This window comes from uncultured Bacteroides sp. (assembly GCF_949298305.1).
Classification (GTDB): domain Bacteria; phylum Bacteroidota; class Bacteroidia; order Bacteroidales; family Bacteroidaceae; genus Bacteroides.
In genome coordinates, this window is the sequence record NZ_CASFWU010000052.1 from 1 (window position 1) to 20,991 (window position 20,991).

The window sequence follows — 20,991 nt, forward strand, 5'->3', positions numbered from 1 at the left end:
GCCAGCCACTTCGTACAGCGTACCCCCCGCACCGAACGTCAGGCTCCCGCACCGCGGCCCGTCCTGCTGCCGGCTTCCCTCATTGCACTTATCGGACAGCTGTCCGTCTCCGACGATTTTTATCAGACTACTTCCTATTCACCCTACATCGAGTCGCTGCACGGTGACTACATTGCCCGTGCCTCGGGATTAAGGGCCCCTCCCAGCCTTCTTGCATAATAGTTTCAGTGTGCACCCACACATTGCAACCCGGTTGCAGCCTCCGGTCATTACCTTTACAGCCGGAAGCCGTACTAACATTATTTGCAAGAACTTAATCCATCTATATCAATGAAGAAACTGATATTTCTGGGAGTCCTCGTCGCACTGTCGCTGGGCTCCTGCCAGAACCGGTCCGCCCACGACCACGACGGACACAACCACGAGACCGAGAACCACGACCACGAAGCCGAACTCCACGAAGGACACGACCACGACGGCCATAACCACGAAGCCGAAGAGGGACACAGCGCCGGCAGCGGCGAAATTGTCCTTCCGCCGGCCAAAGCCCAGGCGGCAGGCGTAGAGGTAGGCACAGTGGAACCCGGCACCTTCTGCCAGGTCATCAAGACCAGCGGACAGGTACTGGCCGCACAGGGCGATGAAAGCGTAGCCGTTGCCACCGTGGCCGGCATCGTATCGTTCCGCAACAAGGTAGTCGAAGGAATGCAGGTGGGCAAGGGCAGTCCGCTGCTCACCCTCTCGTCACAGAACATGTCCGAAGGCGACCCCGTGCAGAAAGCCCGCATCGCCTACGAAGTCAGCAAGAAAGAATACGAGCGCATGAAGGCGCTGGTGGCCAGCAAGATTGTTTCCGAGAAGGAATTTGCCCAGGCCGAACAGGCGTACGAGAACGCCCGCATCAGCTACGAGGCCGTTGCCCGTAACCATACGCCGCAGGGGCAGACCGTCACCGCCCCCATCGGCGGCTACGTCAAGAGCCTGCTGGTGAAGGAGGGCGACTACGTCAGCGTGGGCCAGCCGCTGGTCAGCATCACGCAAAACCGCCGTCTCTTCCTCCGTGCCGACGTGTCCGAGAAGTACTACAATGCCCTGTCCTCCGTTACTTCGGCCAACTTCTGCACGCCCTATAATAATAAGGTATATGCGCTGAAAGACCTGGGCGGACGTCTGCTGTCTTACGGCAAAGCTTCGGGCGAAGGCAGCTATTACGTGCCCGTCACCTTCGAGTTCGACAACAAGGGCGACGTTGTACCCGGTTCCTTTGTCGAAATCTACCTGCTCACTACGCCGATGGAAGGCGTCATCAGCGTTCCCCGCTCGGCCCTGACCGAGGAGCAGGGCAGCTTCTTCGTCTATCTGCAACTGGACGAGGAGTGCTACCGCAAGCAGCTTGTCACCCTGGGAGCCGACAACGGGCAGCGCGTGCAGGTGCTCTCCGGCCTGAAGGCGGGCGACCGCCTGGTGACCCGCGGCGCCTACCAGGTGAAACTGGCCGGAGCGACGAATGCGATACCGGCACACAGCCATGAACACTAAGGGGCCTCACCCCCGACCCCTCTCCCGAAGAGAGGGGAGAAAGAAAGATACAATGATATAAGACTCCTACCCCCCTCTCCTCCGGGAGAGGGGACGGGGGTGAGGCTTAGATTATGCTCAACAAAATCATACACTTCTCCCTTCAGAACCGCATCCTGGTGCTTGTCGCCTCGGTGCTGTTGCTCGTGGGCGGCACCTACACCGCCCTGCATACGGAAGTGGACGTGTTCCCCGACCTGACGGCGCCCACCGTGGTGGTGATGACCGAAGCCAACGGCATGGCTGCCGAAGAGGTGGAACAGCTCGTCACCTTCCCCATCGAAACCGCCGTCAACGGCGCCACACACGTACGCCGCGTCCGCTCCTCGTCCACCCACAGCTTCTCCGTGGTCTGGGTCGAGTTCGACTGGGACACGGACATCTACCTGGCCCGCCAGATTGTCAGCGAAAAGCTCTCGCTCGTGGCCGAAGAACTGCCTGCCGGCGTGGGCAAGCCCACACTGGGCCCGCAGTCGTCCATCCTGGGCGAGATGATGATTGTCGGCCTCACCGCCGACTCCACCTCCATGCTCGACCTGCGCACGCTGGCCGACTGGACCATCCGTCCGCGCCTGCTCTCCACAGGCGGCGTGGCTCAGGTGGCCGTGCTGGGAGGCGACATCAAGGAATACCAGATACAGCTCGACCCCGAGCGGATGCGCCACTACGGCGTCACGCTGGGACAGGTGCTCGGCGCCACCCGCGGCATGAACCTGAACGCCAACGGTGGTGTCATCTACGAATACGGCAACGAGTACATCGTCCGCGGCCTGACCGCCACGACCGATACGGAGCTGCTGGGGAAAACCGTTGTCAAGGGACAAGGAGACGAGGCTACAGGCAACAAGGCCCTTGTCAACTCGTCAACTCGTCAACTCGTCAACTCCCCCCTCCCCATTCTGCTGGAAGACGTGGCCGACGTGCGCATCGGCGCCCAGACGCCCAAGCTGGGCCTGGCCTCGGAACGCGCCAAGCCCGCCGTGCTGCTCACCGTGACCAAGCAGCCCGCCACCAGCACCCTGGAACTGACCGCCAAGCTGGAAGCCTCGCTGAAGGACTTGCAGAAGAACCTGCCGCCGGACGTACACGTCTCCACCGACATCTTCCGCCAGAGCCGCTTCATCGAAAGCTCCATCGGCAACGTGCAGAAGTCGCTCGTCGAGGGCGGCATCTTCGTGGTCATCGTGCTGTTCCTCTTCCTGGCCAACGTGCGGACCACGCTCATCTCGCTCGTCACCCTGCCCCTGTCGCTCGTCGTCTCCGTGCTGGTGCTGCACTACATGGGACTGACCATCAACACCATGAGCTTGGGTGGTATGGCCATTGCCATCGGTTCGCTGGTCGATGACGCCATCGTCGACGTGGAGAACGTCTGGCGCCGCCTGCACGAAAACCGCCTGTTGCCGCCCGACCGCCGCCTGCCCATCCTGCAGGTGGTGTTCAACGCTTCGCGCGAGGTGCGTATGCCCATCCTCAACTCCACGCTCATCATCGTGGTCAGCTTCGTGCCCCTGTTCTTCCTGAGCGGCATGGAGGGACGCATGCTGGTGCCGCTGGGCATCGCCTTCATCACTGCCCTGGCCGCATCCACCGTTGTGGCACTGACGCTGACGCCCGTGCTCTGCTCGTACCTGCTGAAGAGTAAAGAAGATAAACAACAAGAACAGACCCAAAATCTGCCCGCATCCTCACCCGAGGTCTGCCCGCAGGCAGACACCCAGTCTTCCCGCAGGCAGACACCCGGTCTTCCCGCAGGCAAACACCCGGTCTCCCCGCAGGCAGATTTATCCCCCTCCGGAAGTACCTGTGGGGCCGATTCGGGCGACTCTGCCGTGGCCCGCACGCTGAAGAAGGCATACGGAGCGCTGCTTGAAAAAGCATTACATCACAAGCGTGCCGTACTGGGCTGCACCATCGCCCTCTTCGCCGTCGCCCTGGGCTTGTTCTTCACGCTGGGACGCTCGTTCCTGCCGCCGTTCAACGAAGGGTCGTTCACCATCAACGTCTCCTCCCTGCCGGGCATCTCGCTGGAAGAGAGCGACGCCATCGGGCGCCGCGCCGAGGAACTGCTGCTCACCATCCCCGAGATACAGACCGTGGCCCGCAAGACCGGCCGCGCCGAACTGGACGAACACTCGCGGGGCGTGAACGGGTCGGAGATTGAGGCGCCCTTCGAGCTGAAAGACCGGCCGCGCAGCGAAGTCGTGGCGGAAGTTCGCGAAAAGTTAGGCAGCATCGTCGGAGCCAACATCGAGATAGGCCAGCCCATCAGCCACCGCATCGACGCCATGCTCAGCGGTACGAAAGCCAACATCGCCATCAAGCTCTTCGGCGACGACCTGAACCGCATGTTCAGCCTCGCCGGCGAAATCAGGGACAAGATACAGGACGTGGAGGGCGTGGCCGACCTCACCGTGGAACAGCAGATAGAGCGCCCGCAGCTGACGCTGACGCCCCGCCGCGAGATGCTGGCACGCTATGGCATCACCCTGCCCCAGTTTGCCGAGTACGTCAACGCCTGCCTGGCGGGCGAAGCCGTTTCGCAGGTCTACGAACAGGGCAAGTCGTTCAACCTGACCGTACGCATGCGTGATGACTTGCGCGACCAGGCACAGAAGATAGGCAACCTGATGATTGACACCGGCGACGGACTGCAAATACCGCTCAACTACGTGGCCGACATCCGCTCCACCATGGGACCGAACACCATCAGCCGCGAGAACGTGAAGCGTAAAATCGTCATCTCGGCCAACGTGGCCGACCGCGACCTGCGCTCCGTAGTGAACGACATCCAGGAACGCATCGACACCCAAATTCAACTGCCCGAAGGCTACCACGTAGAGTACGGCGGCCAGTTTGAGAGCGAACAGGCGGCCAGCCGCACACTGCTGCTGACGTCGTTCATGTCCATCGTGGTCATCTTCCTGCTGCTCTACCACGAGTTCCGCAGCACGAAGGAGAGTGCCATCATCCTCATCAACCTGCCGCTGGCTCTCATCGGCGGCGTCTTCGCCCTGCTGCTGACCACGGGCGAGGTGAGCATCCCCGCCATCATCGGCTTCATCTCGCTGTTCGGCATCGCCACGCGCAACGGCATGCTGCTCATCAGCCACTACAACCACCTGCAACGTGAAGAAGGCTATGGCATCTACGACAGCGTCCTGCGCGGTTCGCTCGACCGTCTGAACCCCATCCTGATGACAGCCCTCAGCAGTGCCCTGGCCCTTATTCCGTTGGCTTTGGGCGGCGACCTGCCCGGCAACGAGATACAAAGCCCGATGGCCAAAGTCATCCTGGGCGGTCTGCTGACCTCAACGTTCCTCAACGGATTCATCATCCCCATCGTTTATCTGCTAATACACACCAAGAAAGAATGAAAAAGACAGGAATAATCTGTGCGTTCCTCACCCTGACGGTGGGGACGCATGCACAAAACAGCATTGATACCATCCTCCAGCAGGTCGAGGCCAACAATAAGGAATTGCAGGCCAACGCACAGAATGTAAACGCCCAGAAACTGGAGAACCGCACAGCCAACAATCTGGCCAATCCGACCTTGTCGTACGCCCATCTGTGGGACTCGGACGACAAGAACATCACCGTGGGCGAAATGGTCATCGCACAGAGTTTCGACTTCCCGTCGCTCTACGTCACCCGTGCCCGCATGAACCGCTACAAGGCTCAGTCGCTCGACGCCCAGGCGCTTGCCCTGCGCCAGAACATTCTGCTGCAAGCACAGGAAGCCTGCCTCGACATCATCATGCTGACCCGCCAGCAGTCGCTCCTCGACGAGCGTCTGAAGAACGCCGAAGAACTGGCAGCCTTCTACAAGAAACGTCTGGAAACCGGTGATGCCAACTCGCTGGAAACTAACAAAATCAATCTGGAACTGCTGAACGTGCGCACCGAAGCCCGCATGAACCGTACGGCCTTGGAGAACAAGCTGCGCGAACTGACTGCCCTCAACGGCAACCAGCCGCTCGTCCCCGGCCGTCCTTTGGCCGAAGGAACTGCCGCGCCTCATGCGCTCAACCTGGGGCTTACCGATTATCCCGATGTCCCCCTGCCTGCCGACTTCGGTCCCTTGTGCGACGAGCTGCTGGCTTCCGACCCCACTCTGCTTGCCTTGCAGAACGATGGCGAGGCTGCACGCCACCAGCTTTCCGTCAGCCGTCAGGGCTGGTTGCCCGACCTGGAACTGGGTTATCGCCGCAATACCGAAAGCAGGCATCCGCTCAACGGCATTGTGGTAGGCTTTTCCTTTCCCATCTTCCAGAACCACGGGAAGGTCAAGATGGCACGCTCGCAACTGCAAAGCATCGACTACCGGAAGGAGAATGCCCGTCTGAACGCTTCTACCGCCTTGTGGCAGCTCTACGAAGAAGCCTCCAACCTGCAAGCCTCCATACGCGAGTACACCGAAACCTTCGGCCGCCAGCAAGACTTGCACCTGTTGCGCCAGGCACTCGAAGGCGGACAAATCAGCATGATAGAGTACTTCGTAGAAGTATCGGTCGTCTACCAAAGCCAGGCCAACCTGCTGCAACTGGAGAACCAGTACCAGAAGGTGATGGCACAAATCTACAAAAGCCGGTTATAAGCACAAAGGGGCTGTCTCAAGCTGACATTACATTCGGATGCTTCTTTTCCATCTGGAGACAGCCCCTTTGAGCTTACAAAACTTTTGGGAATGAACAGGAGAGAGTTTCCCAAATTTCGCATATAATAAAGGCCAGTAAATAAATAATCTATAAAAATCGGCCCGGCAAGAAGAAGGATTGAAGGAAAAAAACTACATTTGTCACTTGTAAGGCTGCTACCGGACAGTCTTTTTGCAACGCTTCTGCCACGGCACAACGCCACACCATTTTGTTAACACCTTAAATACTATTCAATTATGAAAAGAAGCCAACAACTGCTGCTCTGTTCAGGGTTACTGTCAATACCTTTCTTCAACGGAATCCAGGCAGCGGAAAAGCCCTCGAAACCCAACATAATCTTCATTCTTTGTGACGACATGGGATATGGCGACCTGGGTTGCTACGGACAGAAGTACATCCAAACCCCTCACCTGGACCGCATGGCTCAGGAAGGAATGCGCTTCACGCAGGCCTACGCCGGAAGTCCCGTCAGCGCGCCCTCGCGCGCCTCGCTGATGACCGGACAACACACCGGACACTGCCACGTGCGGGGCAACAAGGAATACTGGACCAACGTACCCACCATGAAGTATGGAGACAACGACGAATATACCGTGGTAGGACAGGAGCCCTACGACCCGGGACACATCATCCTGCCCGAAATCATGCAGAAGAACGGCTACACCACGGGCATGTTCGGCAAGTGGGCGGGCGGCTACGAAGGCTCGTGCTCCACGCCCGACAAGCGCGGCATTGACGAATACTTCGGCTTCATCTGCCAGTTCCAGGCCCACCTGTACTACCCCAACTTCCTGAACCGTTACAGCAAGTCGAAGGGAGACACCGCCACCATCCGCGTCGTCATGGACGAGAACATCCAATATCCCATGTACGGCGACGACTACAAGAAGCGCCCGCAATACTCCGCCGACCTCATCCACCGGGAGGCCCTGAAATGGCTGGACGCGCAGGACGGCGAGCAGCCCTTCTACGGCTTCTTCACCTACACCCTGCCCCATGCCGAACTGGCCCAGCCCAACGACTCCATCCTGAAGCATTACAAACGGCAGTTCTTCACCGACAAGACCTGGGGAGGCAGCGAGGGTTCGCGCTACAACCCCGTCGTACACACCCATGCCGAGTTTGCCGGCATGATTACCCGCCTGGATGCCTACGTGGGTGAGATACTGGCCAAGCTGAAGGAGAAGGGACTGGACAAAAACACGCTGGTCATCTTCAGCAGTGACAACGGCCCTCACGAAGAAGGAGGAGCCGACCCCGCTTTCTTCGGACGCGACGGCAAGCTGCGCGGACTGAAGCGCCAGTGCTACGAAGGCGGCATCCGCATCCCGTTCATCGCCTGGTGGCCGGAACACGTGCCCGCCGGCAGCGTCAACGACCACCAGTTGGCCTTCTACGACATCATGCCTACCTTCTGCGAACTGGTGGGCGACAAGAAGTTCCCCAAAAAGTACCTGAACAAGAAGCTGGAAGGCGACTGCTTTGACGGCATCTCCTTCGCTCCCACCCTGCTGGGCCATGAAGAGGCACAGCAGAAGCACGACTTCCTGTACTGGGAATTCCACGAGACCGACCAGATTGGCGTACGCACAGGCGACTGGAAGCTGGTGGTGAAAGGCGGAAAGCCCCACCTCTACAACCTGGCGGAAGACATACACGAGGACAACGACGTGGCCGCGCAGCACCCTGACATCGTGCAGCAGCTGACGGACATCATCCGCCGCGAGCACCGTCCCAGCGAGCTTTTCCAGGTGACGTTGCCCCAATAAAACCCCAAGACATTCTATTACTAACCTAATATTCTACATTATGACTCAAAGAAAAAAACTGTTCCGCAGGCAGGCAGCCCTCTGGGCACTGGCCTTTCCCTTGGCCTGCCCGCCGGCAGCCGCGCCTCTCTTTGCGGAAAGCCTGCCGGCGGTAGAAGCCCGTCAGGAGCAACCAGTCACCGTAACCGGAGCCGTCATGCTGAACCCGACAACGGTTGAGATTCTCTTCTCCAACTCCCAGCGAATGACCCTCGACTTCTACGGCGAAAACATCGTGCGCCTGTTCCAGGACAACCGGGGAGGCATTGTGCGCGACCCGCAGGCCTCGCCCGAAGCCCAAATCCTCGTGGACAATCCACGCAGAGACCCCGGACAGTTGCTGCTGGACGACGGAGCCGGCACCGTCACCATCGAGACAGGCCGCATCCGCCTCAGCATCGACAAGCAGACCACCCGCTTCACCCTGACGGACAAGCAGCGCAACCGCGTCGTGGCCGAGTCTGCCGCACCCATTGACTTCCAGGAGAAGCAGGTGACTCTGACCCTGAAGGAAAGCCCCGACGAATACTTCTACGGAGGCGGTGTGCAGAACGGACGCTTCTCCCACAAAGGCAAAGCCATCCAGATAGTCAACACCAACCAGTGGACCGACGGAGGCGTGGCCTCGCCCACCCCCTACTACTGGTCTACGGGCGGCTACGGCGTGATGTGGCACACCTTTGCGCCCGGCAAGTACGACTTCGGCGCCGCCGAGGCGGGCAAGGTGAGCCTGACCCACGACACCTACTACCTGGACCTCTTCCTCATGGTGGACGAGACGCCGGTGGAACTGCTCAACGACTTCTACCAACTGACGGGACACCCCGTGCTCATCCCCAAATTCGGCTTCTACGAAGGCCACCTCAACGCCTACAACCGCGACTACTGGAAGGAAGACCCCGACAAGGGCATCCTCTTTGAGGACGGAAAGAAGTACAAGGAGAGCCAGAAGGACAACGGCGGCACCAAAGAGTCTCTCAACGGCGAAAAGGACAACTACCAGTTCTCCGCCCGCGCCGTCATAGACCGCTACAACGCCCACGACATGCCCCTGGGGTGGCTGCTGCCCAACGACGGCTACGGAGCCGGCTACGGACAGACCGGCACCCTGGACGGCAACATACAGAACCTGAAGGAACTGGGCGACTATGCCCGCAGCAAAGGCGTGGAGATTGGCCTCTGGACACAGTCGGACCTCCACCCCAAAGAAGGCATCGAGGCCCTGCTGCAGCGTGACATCGTGAAGGAAGTGCGCGACGCCGGCGTCCGCGTGCTCAAGACCGACGTGGCCTGGGTAGGCGCCGGCTACTCGTTCGGACTGAACGGCGTGGCCGACGTGGCACAAATCATGCCCTACTACGGCAACAACGCCCGCCCCTTCATCATCTCGCTGGACGGATGGGCAGGAACCCAGCGTTACGCAGGCATCTGGTCCGGCGACCAGACCGGAGGCGAATGGGAGTACATCCGTTTCCACATCCCCACCTACATCGGCTCCGGACTCTCCGGACAGCCCAACATCACTTCGGACATGGACGGCATCTTCGGCGGACAGAACGTACCGGTGAATGTGCGCGACTTCCAGTGGAAGACCTTCACGCCCATGCAGCTGAACATGGACGGCTGGGGATCCAACCCCAAATACCCGCACATACTGGGTGAACCGGCCGCCTCCATCAACCGCATGTACCTGAAGATGAAGTCGGAATTCATGCCCTACGCATACAGCATTGCCTACGAGGCCATCGACGGCAAGCCCATGATACGCGCCATGTTCCTGGACTATCCCAGCACCTATACCCTGGGCAGCGCCACGCGCTACCAGTTCCTCTACGGTCCCTACGTGCTGGTGGCACCCGTCTACCAGAACACCCGCGCCGACGAGCAGGGCAACGACCAGCGCGACGGCATCTACCTGCCCGAAGGCAACTGGATAGACTACTTCAGCGGCGACCTCTACACCGGCGGACGCATCATCAACAATTTCGACGCGCCCCTCTGGAAGCTGCCCGTATTCATCCGCCAGGGAGCCATCCTGCCCCTGACCGCCGCCCACAACAACGTGGCCGAGATGGACAAGCACACCCGCACCTACGAATTCTATCCGCTGGGCACCACCGAGTTCACCGAATATGACGACGACGGCACCACCGAAGCCTACCGCTACGGCGCAAGCAGCCGCACCCACATTCTTTCCACGCTGGAAGGAGACGAACTGCAGATAGAAATAAAGCCGACGCAGGGCAGCTTCGAGGGCATGGTGAAGGAAAAGGCCACCCTGCTGCGCATCAACGTGACCGCCCAGCCCAAGAAGGTGGAGGCACGCATCGGCGGCAAGAAGGTGAAGCTGACTACGGTCAACTCGCTGGAAGAACTGCAGAACGGCAGCAACGTCTGCTACTACGAAGCCGCCCCGCAGCTGAACCGCTTTGCCACAGCCGGCAGCGACTTCGCCTCGGTGGACATCGTCAAGAATCCCGTGATGCACATCAAGCTGGCCGCCACCGACGTCACCGCCAACGGCCTGTCGCTGACGCTCAAGGGCTACGTCTACGCCCCTGCCGACCGCCTGCTGACCAGCACCGGCACGCTGACCGCCCCCAAGGCCCAAATCACCGACGAAGACACCGAGGCCTACAGCCTGACCCCGTCGTGGCAGCCGGTGGCCGAGGCCGACTACTACGAGATAGAGTTTGACAGCATGCTGTACAGCACCATCCGCGACACCCGTCTGCGCTTCGGCGACCTGCGTCCCGAAACGGCCTGCACGTTCAAGGTGCGCGCCGTCAACGCCGCCGGCGTTTCCGACTGGACCAGCCTCACCGCCACCACCAAGCCCGACCCGCTGGAGTTCGCCATCCGCGGCCTGCGCGGCGAGACCACCTGCCCCAACCAGGGCGGACAAGAGGTACGCCGCCTGTTCAACTTCGACGAGTCTGACGCATGGCACACGCAGTGGAGCGCCAAGGCCGTACCGTTCGACCTGCTGATAGACCTGAGGAGCGTCAACCAGCTGGACAAGTTCCAATACCTGCCCCGCCTGGATGCAGGCAACGGCACCCTGAAGAAGGGCACCGTCTACTACAGCATGGACAAGTCCGAATGGACCGAAGCAGGCACCTTCCAATGGGAAGGCGGCGAGCCCAAGACCTTCACGTTTGAGGCACGCCCGACGGCCCGCTACATCAAGCTGTCCGTCACCGAAGCCGTAGGCGATTTCGGCTCCGGACGCGAGCTCTACGTGTTCAAGGTGCCGGGAAGCGAAAGCTACATCCCCGGAGACATCAACCAGGACAAGCTGGTGAATGAAAACGACCTGACGTCGTACATGAACTACACCGGACTGCGCCAGGGCGACCCGGACTTCGAGGGCTACATCAGCAAAGGCGACCTGAACGGCAACGGCCTCATCGACGCCTACGACATCTCCGCCGTGGCCATCGAACTGGAAACGGGCGTCAGCAGCCGCAAGGTGCCCTCCGTGGCCGGAAAGCTCACCTTCACCCCCAGCAAGAAGACGTACAACGCCGGCGAGACCGTCGAAATACGCGTCGGCGGAGAGGGGCTGCAGTCGGTCAACGCGCTCAGCTTCGCCATCCCCTACGACGTCAGCCAGCTGGAATACCTCGGCATGGAAACGCCAGGCATGAAGGAAATGCGCAACCTCACCAACGACCGCCTGCACGGCAACGGCGACAAGGCCCTCTACCCCACCTTCGTCAACCTGGGCGAGAAGCCTTACCTGGAGGGCGACGGTGAGTTGATGGTCATCCGCTTCAAGGCCAAGAAGCGCTTCACCTTCAACCTGAAAGCCATCGACGGACTGCTTGTGGACAAGTACATGAACACGGTCAAGTTCGGTAACGGCCAATAAGACGGCCGTGAACTGCCGGGGGGTGACTACCTGCGACGCAGACCACCGCCCCAACCCCAACAACGCGGACTACACGGAAGAAAACAAACCGTGCAGTCCGCGTTTCACGTTTCCGCCCCCGGGCTTTGCCGCAGCGTAAATGGCGGCCCCCTCCTTATCATACCGGATGCAAAATTCTCTCCTTACATTTTGACACTTTGACTTTCCCGACGCGCGAGGTTCCGTTATTTCGGCCAGCCGCCGGGCTTGCACGAAAAAACGGAAACGAAATTCTGTAAACGGATGGATGATAGACGGATAGCGAAATCCTTACATTTGAAAGAGGGAAAAGAGACGGCTTTCGGGACAGGAAATACCCACTTTACAGCGCTAAAGTGCCACTTTAGAGGGGCTAACTACCCTTCCGGGAGAGCCTAACATGGCTTTTCAGCACTCCGAACAAGCATTCTGCGTGCTCCGCACAAGCATTCTGAACGGACGAAGCAAGCACGGCGGACGGACGAAGCAAGCATGGTGGGCGGACGGAGCAAGCATGGTGGACGCTTCTGACACTCCGAAAAGGCCTTTTCCGCCTCCATTTCGCACCTATCGCAGAAAGCCCGTGTCAGCAAAAGACGCCACATTCTGCCAGATTGCAAGCATTTTTCGCCTTAACCTTACACAACGAGCAGTTCCTTTCCGACGGAAAGATTGCCCGCCGAAAAAATGTGAAGAGAAATAAAGATGCCATTACCGCGGATACCTGCATGGTGGCAGCCGGACAAGCGCGAAACTTGCAGAAGTCAAGTTATTTCAACACGGCGACTTCCTCGGGCACGTAACTGCTGCGGATGCGCCACTCCTGCGGATAGAGGTTGTTGGCGCGGTTGCCCACGTTCTTCACAAAACCGAGCGGAATGCCACGGAAGGTGAGCAGCACAAAGCCGCGCGGCGCCGAGGCTGACAGCGTGACGGCCTCCTTGCGCAGATAGGCCACAGCCGAGGCATAGTCCACCTCCTCGCACGCGAAGGCATCGGCCCGCAGCAGGGTGCTCATGGACAGGGCGTGGGCGGGCAGGCAGTTCCTGCCCTTCAGTGCGGCCAGCTCCACCCCGGCCTGCACCACACGGACAGTCTGCTTCAGGAGGGCCAGCCGGGAGAGCCATGCCGACGGGAAGGCCGTCAGCTCCGCCCCTTCGGGCAGCAGGGTGTAACTGCCGGCATCGCGCAGCCAGCCTTGCACCGCCGCCAACTGCTCCTTGCTCCAGGCCGACGGCTGGTTGCTGCCGCCATCGCCCTTCTTTCCCCGCTGCCGGCCCGCGGTTTGCCGCTCCGTGTCCGTCCTTCCTGTCGGCGCCATCAGCGTTTCCTCCGCCCCTTCGTACTCGCCCGCCTTGCGCAGCACAGCCAGGAAGAAACCCTCGCCGCAAGTCCGGTGAGGCAGGAAACGGAAGACGGGGAAGTCCCCGCCCGGCAGCAGATTGCCGGTGACGTTCCATTCGGCGGGTACCTCCAGCGGCAGTATCTCCGCCCCCAACTCGTCGCGCATCCAGCGCACGTTCTCCTCGTTCTCCTTCGTGTTATACGTACAGGTGCTGTACACCAGCAGCCCGCCCGGCTTCAGGCAGGGCCAGATGTCCGTCAGGATGCGCCGCTGACGCTGCCAGCACACCTCCACATTCTTCGGGCTCCACTCGCTGACGGCCGTCTCGTCCTTGCGGAACATGCCCTCGCCCGAACAGGGGACGTCGGTCAGGATAAAGTCGAAGAAACTGTCCAGCGGACTGAAAGCCGCGGGGTCACTGCCCGTCACCACCACATCGGGGTGTCCCCACTTGGTGAGGTTCTCGGCCAATATCTGCGCGCGGTTGCGGATGACTTCGTTGGCCACCAGCAGACTGCCCGAAGGCAGCAGGCTGCGCAGGTGGGTGGACTTGCCTCCGGGAGCGGCACAGAGGTCGAGCGCCGCCAGCGGACGGACAGGCAGATAGCGCTTCAAGGCCTGCTCCAGAAACATGGACGAGGCCTCCTGGACGTAGTAGCATCCGGCATGAAACAGGGGGTCGAACGTGAACGGAGGACGGCGGTCCAGATAATAGGCACCTGAAGCCCAGGGGACTTCGGAGAATGAAGAAGGAGGAAGGAAGGAGGAAGCATCGCCGCATTTGCGGAGGTTCAGGCGGATGCTGACGGGCGGTTCTGCCTCCAGCAGGGAGGCGGACAGGCGGTCATACTCTTCGTCGCCCATCAGGGCGCGGGTATAGTCGGCAAATGAGTCGGGCAGTTGCATGGCATATCTAAAGATAGTTCGCCACAAAAGTAGGGAATTTGGAGGAAAGAAGCAAAAAGAAGGAGGAGGGAGGAGGTTTGAAGGGTGAGGTATGAGGTTTCAGGCATGAGGCATAAGGGTTGAGTGTGCAGTTCAGCCACGGACGGAAAGTGTGCGGCAATTTATATGCCATGCGGCTGAAGAATGCGCCGACACCTTCCCCTGACTTCATACCTCATTCCTTATACCTCATACCTGACACCTGATTCCTAATAACTGATTTTCACGCCTGCAAAGTAGGAGCGGGGCAGGCCGGGGCCGTAGATGTAGCCCGAGTCACGCTTGCTGCCCCGGTCGAAATCCTTCTGATAGGCGTTGAAGAGGTTCTGCACGCCGGCATTCAGCTGCAGGGTGATGTTGTTGTAGAGCTTGAAGTCGTAGGCCGCCTTCAGGTTCATCTCCCAGAAGCTGGGGGTGGTGTCGGCACGGTCTTTCTCAATGTAGCCCTTGCGATGCTCCACCAGCATGCTGCCCGTGTAGGTGCCCGAGAGGGCAATGCTCAGCGGCTTCACGGGATTGTAGGTCAGCGTCATATAGCCGTAAGTATCGGGCGTGCGGAAGATGCGCTTCTCCAGGGGGACGGTCTCGTCGTCGCTCCACTGGCGGGCCTCCTTGTATTCGGCCTTCTGCAAGGTGACGCCTGCCTGAAGCTGGAGCGTGCTGAGCCAGGCCAGCTTGCCTTCCAGCGTCAGGCCGTAGACGCGGGCTCCCTTTTCGTTGTAGCGTTCGTTCTTCAGGATGCCGTTCTCGGTGCCTATCTCGCGCAGGGCAAACACGTCGGACAGGTCGGTGTAGAAGCCCTCAATCAGGAAGTTGCCCTGAAGGGCGCCCCAGCGGTGGTAAAGGTCAGCAGAGAGGCTGAAGCTGCGGGACTTTTCCTCGCGCAGGTCCTTGGCCAGTTGAATCATGGACACGTTGCCGCCCACATTCTCCACGTGCAGGTCCTCGTCGAAGGCCTGCGGGGCACGGAAGCCGACGGAGTAGCTGGCGCGCAGGTTGATGTCCTTCGTGGGGTTGTAGCGCAGGTTGACGCGCGGACTGAAGATGACGTGGTCTATCAGGTTGTGCTTGTCCAGCCGCCCGCCCACGAGGAAGCTCCAGCGGTCGTTCTTCCACTCGTTCTGCAGGAAGGCGCCGGCAATGCGCACCGTCTGGTCGATGCGGCGGTTGTAGCCCCACATGTTGTCGTGCATGGCATCCTGGTTGTACTCCACACCGCCCGTCAGGTCGGCAGGCAGGAAAAGGCAGCGGTCGAAGTGGTAAACGTACTGCGAGCCTACCACCCACGTCAGGTCTGTAGTAGCGCCGTAGGCATCGAGCGAGTGGTCGCCGCCGTAGTAGCTGTCACGGTCAATGTGCTGGATAGAGGCGTAGACATTTACCTTATGTTTTTCGTCGGGCGAGAAATAGTCGAACTTCACGCTACCGCTGTTGATGCTGTGCTGGGTCTGCTCGGTAATGTCGGTCTCGTGGGGCGGACGGTCGAGCATATTACCACCGCGACGGAACTCCTGCAGATGGTGATACTCGAAGGTCAGCTTGGAGTAGGTACTCGTCTTGAGGAAGGAACGGAATCCGACCGTCTGATTGCGTAGCTGGGGCAGTTCGGTGAAGCCGTCGCCGTCGTAGTCGAAGCCGCTGCGCTGGCGGTTCTGACCGAATACGTAGATGCCCGCCTTGTGGTCGTCGGTCACCAGCGAGGCATTCATGGTCGTATTATTGTCGAACACCGAAAGGCCGCCCACGCCCATAATGGTATGTCCCAACTGGGCAGAATTGCGCAGCGGCTCTTTGGTAATGATGTTGATGGTACCCGCAATGGCCGATGCGCCGAACAGGGCCGAACCGCCGCCACGCATCACCTCCACCCGTTCAATCATGTTGGCGGGTATCTGTTCCAGACCGTACACTCCCGCCAGAGCACTGAACACGGGGCGTGAGTCTATCAGTATCTGCGTATAGGGGCCGTCCAGGCCGTTGATGCGTACCTGCTGGAAACCGCAATTCTGGCAATTGTTCTCTACCCTCACACCCGGCTGGAAGCTCAGCCCCTGAGCCAGCGTGGTGGAGTTGGTCTGTTCAAAGAGTTTGAAGTCCATGACATTGACCAGCGTGGGAGCCAGTCGGCGGGTAGTCTCGCTGCGGTTGGCCGTCACCACAACGCCATCCAGCGCCACGAGGTCTTCTTCCAGCTCAAAGTTCTCTTCCAGCGTGACACCCTTTTTCAGCACCACATTGCGAGTCTGGGTCTTATACCCCACCGCACTCACCTGCAACACGAACTCCCCTTCGGGCAGGTTCTTCAGAAAATAGTGGCCAGTGGCGTCGGTCAGCGTACCGATAGTGGTACCTTTCAGTGAAATGGATATATAGGAAAGATGCTCTTGGGAATGTTTCTCAAGTACATGCCCCACAATGTTGGCATCCGATTTGTTCAAGTCTTCGGCAAAGGTTGTGGCAGGCAACAGTGCACACAGCACCGCCACCACAAGAAAAATATACGTTTTCATGTGTCTTCTATCTTAATTGTTATAATAAAGGAAAGGGCAGATGCTCTTGAACGGTTACTCACCACAGATTTACACGGATTGGCACAGATTATTCCATTTGACAATCTGTATCAGAACAGAACCTGACTATGGGATTGTGAATATTCAGGAGTTATCGGCCAATACCCGAATAGACAGGTATGACTGTCGGCTTTTTACTGCTGACGGAACGAAGCGGAGTGACAACTCCCCACACTCCTTCCAACTCCCCAGGCAGAAAGGCTCACAGAATCTTTTTGCGTGGCCATAATCCGGGTAATCCGTGGTGAATCCTTGACTCACCTACCGGTCATACAAATTAAATCACGTCAAATCAGAAGACACAGACGGGAGGGGCACGAAGACGGATGCCGTCCTCTGACCGCAGCAGGCAGAGACGCGACACACGCGGCACCGCCAGCACACCCAGCAGGATGCAGAAACAGGGAACGGCAACCAGCAGCGCAGGAAGAGAAGAAACGGCATAGTGGCCAAGGAAGAAAATGGTCTCGGCCTGCCCCTGCGTATGCTGATGGTTGGCTTTGAAAGGATGTGAGTGCACAATGATAACCCCGTTCACCACATGTGAGTGGGCAAACAGCGTAATTCCGCCCCAATACGTCAGAAACAACAGGGGAAGAAAATACTTCATTATGCGACGCAACTTCTCCAAAGTGCTATATCAATTAATTTGAGCGGCAAAGATAGGGCAATTTATGCTTTCCCCCAAACTTACGGCATACTCATTTTTGAGGATTATGCCCCGAACCGGACTTGCCTGGACAGACTTCCTCAAAAAAAACACCACTTATTGCGGCGAAATTACCTAAAAAAGTCGTCTCTTTGCAACCTGGCGGGACCGATGTTCCGTCTAACAGACAAAATGAAACAAGAAACAATATAAAAATGAAGAATATGAAACGTACACTTCTTATCCTCGGCCTGATGGCCGCAACCGGCCTGGGAATGCAGGCAGCAAACAGAACCGTGACAGACACCGTGGACGGCAAGAAACGGGTAATCGAACTGGTGGACACCGTGATAGACGGCCAACAGACGACCGACACCCTGAGCATCACCACCTACGAAGGCACCGACAGCGGCGAAACGGCAGCAGACGATGACACATACAGCCACCATTCCGACGAAAGCGGCCTGCAATGGGTGGGCTTCAACTTTGGCGACAAGGCACCCGAAACCATCATCGCCCTGACGGCCATCATCTTTGTGTTCGGCCTGCCGGCACTGCTTCTCTTCATCATCTTCTACTTCCGCTACAAGAACCGCAAGGCCAAGTACCGCCTGGCCGAACAGGCACTGGCCAGCGGACAGCAGTTGCCGCCTGACTTCTTCAAGGAAGTGGAGTTCAAGGACCTGCGCAGCCGGGGCATCAAGAACATCTTCCTGGGCATCGGGCTGTTCATCTTCCTGTGGGCGCTGACGGAGGAGTTCGGGCTGGGCTGCATCGGACTGCTCATCATGTTCACAGGCTTCGGACAAGTGGTCATCTACTACACCCAGCCCGGACAGGGCGACGGCAAGCCTTTCATCCGCATGGAGCGCGACGAGAAGAGCGGCTACCGCTACATGAAGGTGGGCGGCATTGAGCTCTGCGATAACCCCGAAAAGAAAGAAGAAGAAACCTCTGCCGAAGCAACCAACGAACCGAAACAATGAACCAGCTCAACGACTTAGCGCTGATCGCACAGGTAGTGGTGCTACGAAACACCCGCGCCTTCGACCAGTTGGTCAGGAAATACCAGTCGCCCGTGAGGCGATTCTTCCTGAACCTGACGTGCGGCGACAGCGAGCTGAGCGACGACCTGGCACAGGAGACCTTCATCAAAGCCTATACCAACCTGGCTTCGTTCAAGAACCTCTCCAGCTTCTCCACCTGGCTTTACCGTATTGCTTATAACCAATATTATGACTATCTTCGCAGCCGGAAGGAGACGGACGACCTGGACACGGCGCGGGTAGACGCCCAATGCAGCACCCGACAGCCGGACACGGGCCAACAGATGGACCTGCACCGCGCGCTCGCCACACTGAAAGAAATAGAACGAACCTGCATCACCCTCTTCTACATGGAGGACCAGAGCATCGAAAAGATAGCAGGAATCACCGGATGCCCCACGGGAACCGTAAAAAGCCACCTTTCGAGGGCCAAGGAAAAGATGGCAACGTACTTAAAACAGAATGGATATGACCGAAAATAATGACAAGTTACTGGAAAGCTTCTTTGCCGAAAGCCGGCAGGAAGTGGCCGACAACGGATTCAGCCGCCGCGTGATGCGCAGTCTGCCCCGGCGTAGCAACCGACTGGCACGCCTGTGGACAGCAATGGGCTTCACACTGGCCGCCATATTGTTCGTATGGATGGACGGAGTGCAACTGACGTGGAACATCCTGTGCGAGACGTTCACCGCCACCGTGGAAAGCGGAATGGCGCACGCAGACCCCAAATCTCTGGCCATAGCCGTCGTGGTATTGCTCTACCTGATGTACCGCAAGATTGCCTCGCTGGCCTGAATGGAAGCAAGAGATTCTTCCGATAATTTAATATTGAGTTCATTTGATTTTACATTCATTTCACCTTCAGCCTTACAAAACAGGCTGAAGGCTAATTTTTTATAACCAGTCCAACCATTTTTATCCCTTAATTGTATCTTTGCAGACTTTTAAGACTTAAAGAGAGAGAACCGTTTTGAAACAACTGATCATATCAATCATTATATTGCTCCTGACTGGAAGCGTCCATGCGCAAAAGCAGTCGAGCGACTCCCTGGTTTTAAGTTACCTGCAACAGATGGGGAATCCGACCACCTACAACAACAAGGTGGAACTGCTGATGAACGGACACGACAAGTTTACAGACTTGTTCGAGCAAATCCGCAAAGCGCGCCACCATATACACCTGGAATACTTCAACTTTCGCAACGACTCCATTGCCAATGCCCTGTTCGACCTGCTGGCCGAAAAGGTAAAGGAAGGAGTGGAAGTACGCGCCATGTTCGACGCCTTCGGCAACTGGTCCAACAACAAACCGCTGAAGGACAAACACCTGAAAGCCATCCGTGAGAGGGGCATCGAGATTGTCAAGTTCGACCCCATTACCTTCCCCTACATCAACCACGCCATCCACCGCGACCACCGCAAGATTGTGGTGATAGACGGCCGTATAGGCTACACGGGAGGAATGAACATAGCGGACTACTACATCAACGGTCTGCCCAAGATTGGGGCCTGGCACGACATCCACATGCAGATTGAAGGCGACGCTGTGCGCTACCTGCAAGGCATCTTCCTCACCATGTGGAACCGCGAGACCGGACAGCACGTAGGCGGACCGGAATACTTCCCGGACATCCCCCAGTTCCCGGACAGCATTGCCGAAGAAATCACCATCGTAGACCGCACGCCGGGCGAAACGCCGCGCTCCATCAGCCGCGCCTACTCCACCTCTATCCGTACGGCCGACAGCTGCATCCAGATTGTAAACCCCTACTTCGTACCCACGCAGTCCATCCGCGATGCCATCGACCACGCCTTGAAGAAAGGCACGCAGGTGGAAATCATGGTACCGTCGGTATCCGACGTGCCGTTTACGCCCGAAGCCGCCTTCTACATCCTGCACAAGCTGATGAAGAAAGGAGCCAAGGTCTATCTGTTCAACGGCGGCTTCCACCACTCCAAGGTGATGATGGTGGACGGCAGCTTCTGCACTGTGGGCACAGCCAACCTGAACAGCCGGAGCCTGCGCTACGACTACGAGACCAACGCCTTCATCTTCGACCCCGTGACGACGGCCGAACTGACCGAAATGTTCGAAAGGGACAAGCTGAACAGCACCCTGATGACCCCCGAGTACTGGAAAGAACGCTCGGCGTGGAAGAAGTTCGTGGGCTGGTTTGCCAACCTGCTGACGCCTTTCCTCTGAGCCGCTCACATCCTATTGGGCGGGGCACTTGCATTTTGGGCAGACCCGCCAGTATCCGGCAAAGCCCTTACAGGCCGACAAGGAAAAGGAAGTTTTTCATCTTCTGCAATTTCCTTTTTCAAATCAAAGAATTACCTTTGCAGCAGACATACTCAAGCAAAAGACTGACATGAAACAATACTTAGACCTGCTCAACCGCATACTGACCGAAGGCGTGGAGAAGAGCGACCGCACCGGAACGGGCACCATCAGCGTGTTCGGCCACCAGATGCGCTTCAACCTGGACGACGGCTT

At 58.4% G+C, this 20,991-nt stretch carries 12 protein-coding genes and 3 pseudogenes; 12 read left to right on the plus strand and 3 right to left on the minus strand.

Annotation, left to right across the window (positions count from 1 at the left end):
• The 7 genes and pseudogenes from Q1Y74_RS08470 to Q1Y74_RS08495 all read left to right on the plus strand — a co-directional run.
• Positions 1-219, plus strand: a pseudogene (locus Q1Y74_RS08470) (hypothetical protein); the annotation flags it as partial.
• Between the two features lie 111 nt (positions 220-330).
• Positions 331-1,539, plus strand: coding sequence for an efflux RND transporter periplasmic adaptor subunit (locus Q1Y74_RS08475; protein ID WP_300813820.1), 1,209 nt, complete (start codon positions 331-333; stop codon positions 1,537-1,539).
• A gap of 113 nt (positions 1,540-1,652) precedes the next feature.
• A pseudogene (locus tag Q1Y74_RS14035) lies at positions 1,653-3,233 on the plus strand (efflux RND transporter permease subunit); the annotation flags it as partial.
• Between the two features lie 159 nt (positions 3,234-3,392).
• Positions 3,393-4,955 (plus strand): annotated as a pseudogene (locus tag Q1Y74_RS14040) (efflux RND transporter permease subunit); the annotation flags it as partial.
• On the plus strand, positions 4,952-6,178 hold the full coding sequence (locus Q1Y74_RS08485; RefSeq protein WP_300813822.1) for a TolC family protein: 1,227 nt from the start codon (positions 4,952-4,954) through the stop codon (positions 6,176-6,178). The pseudogene Q1Y74_RS14040 and the gene Q1Y74_RS08485, both read left to right, overlap by 4 nt.
• A gap of 297 nt (positions 6,179-6,475) precedes the next feature.
• Entirely contained in the window at positions 6,476-8,008 is a 1,533-nt protein-coding gene (locus tag Q1Y74_RS08490; RefSeq protein ID WP_300813823.1) for an arylsulfatase, read from the plus strand.
• 40 nt (positions 8,009-8,048) lie between these two features.
• Positions 8,049-11,921: a TIM-barrel domain-containing protein gene (locus Q1Y74_RS08495; protein WP_300813824.1), complete on the plus strand. Its 3,873-nt coding sequence runs from the start codon at positions 8,049-8,051 to the stop codon at positions 11,919-11,921.
• A gap of 787 nt (positions 11,922-12,708) precedes the next feature.
• Here the strand turns inward: Q1Y74_RS08495 and Q1Y74_RS08500 are convergent.
• The 3 genes from Q1Y74_RS08500 to Q1Y74_RS08510 all read right to left on the minus strand — a co-directional run bounded on the left by Q1Y74_RS08500 (position 12,709) and on the right by Q1Y74_RS08510 (position 17,409).
• Complete coding sequence (locus tag Q1Y74_RS08500) at positions 12,709-14,190, minus strand: rRNA cytosine-C5-methyltransferase (protein ID WP_300813825.1); 1,482 nt, start codon at positions 14,188-14,190, stop codon at positions 12,709-12,711.
• 248 nt (positions 14,191-14,438) lie between these two features.
• Complete coding sequence (locus tag Q1Y74_RS08505; RefSeq protein WP_300813826.1) at positions 14,439-16,739, minus strand: TonB-dependent receptor; 2,301 nt, start codon at positions 16,737-16,739, stop codon at positions 14,439-14,441.
• Positions 16,740-17,091: 352 nt separating this feature from the next.
• Entirely contained in the window at positions 17,092-17,409 is a 318-nt protein-coding gene (locus Q1Y74_RS08510) for a hypothetical protein (RefSeq protein ID WP_300813827.1), read from the minus strand.
• A gap of 263 nt (positions 17,410-17,672) precedes the next feature.
• Between Q1Y74_RS08510 and Q1Y74_RS08515 the strand changes: the two genes are divergently transcribed.
• The 5 genes from Q1Y74_RS08515 to Q1Y74_RS08535 all read left to right on the plus strand — a co-directional run.
• Positions 17,673-18,434, plus strand: coding sequence for a DUF6249 domain-containing protein (locus Q1Y74_RS08515; RefSeq protein ID WP_300813828.1), 762 nt, complete (start codon positions 17,673-17,675; stop codon positions 18,432-18,434).
• The gene (locus Q1Y74_RS08520) at positions 18,431-18,976 is read left to right on the plus strand and encodes a sigma-70 family RNA polymerase sigma factor (RefSeq protein ID WP_300813829.1); all 546 of its coding nucleotides are present in this window, start codon (positions 18,431-18,433) and stop codon (positions 18,974-18,976) included. The genes Q1Y74_RS08515 and Q1Y74_RS08520 overlap by 4 nt, the downstream gene beginning before the upstream one ends.
• Positions 18,963-19,289, plus strand: coding sequence for a DUF5056 domain-containing protein (locus Q1Y74_RS08525; protein ID WP_300813830.1), 327 nt, complete (start codon positions 18,963-18,965; stop codon positions 19,287-19,289). Before Q1Y74_RS08520 ends, Q1Y74_RS08525 begins: the two co-directional genes overlap by 14 nt.
• A gap of 211 nt (positions 19,290-19,500) precedes the next feature.
• On the plus strand, positions 19,501-20,697 hold the full coding sequence (cls, locus tag Q1Y74_RS08530; protein ID WP_366914091.1) for a cardiolipin synthase: 1,197 nt from the start codon (positions 19,501-19,503) through the stop codon (positions 20,695-20,697).
• 169 nt (positions 20,698-20,866) lie between these two features.
• Positions 20,867-20,991 (plus strand): thymidylate synthase (locus tag Q1Y74_RS08535; RefSeq protein ID WP_300813832.1); only part of this gene is annotated, 125 nt, incomplete at its 3' end.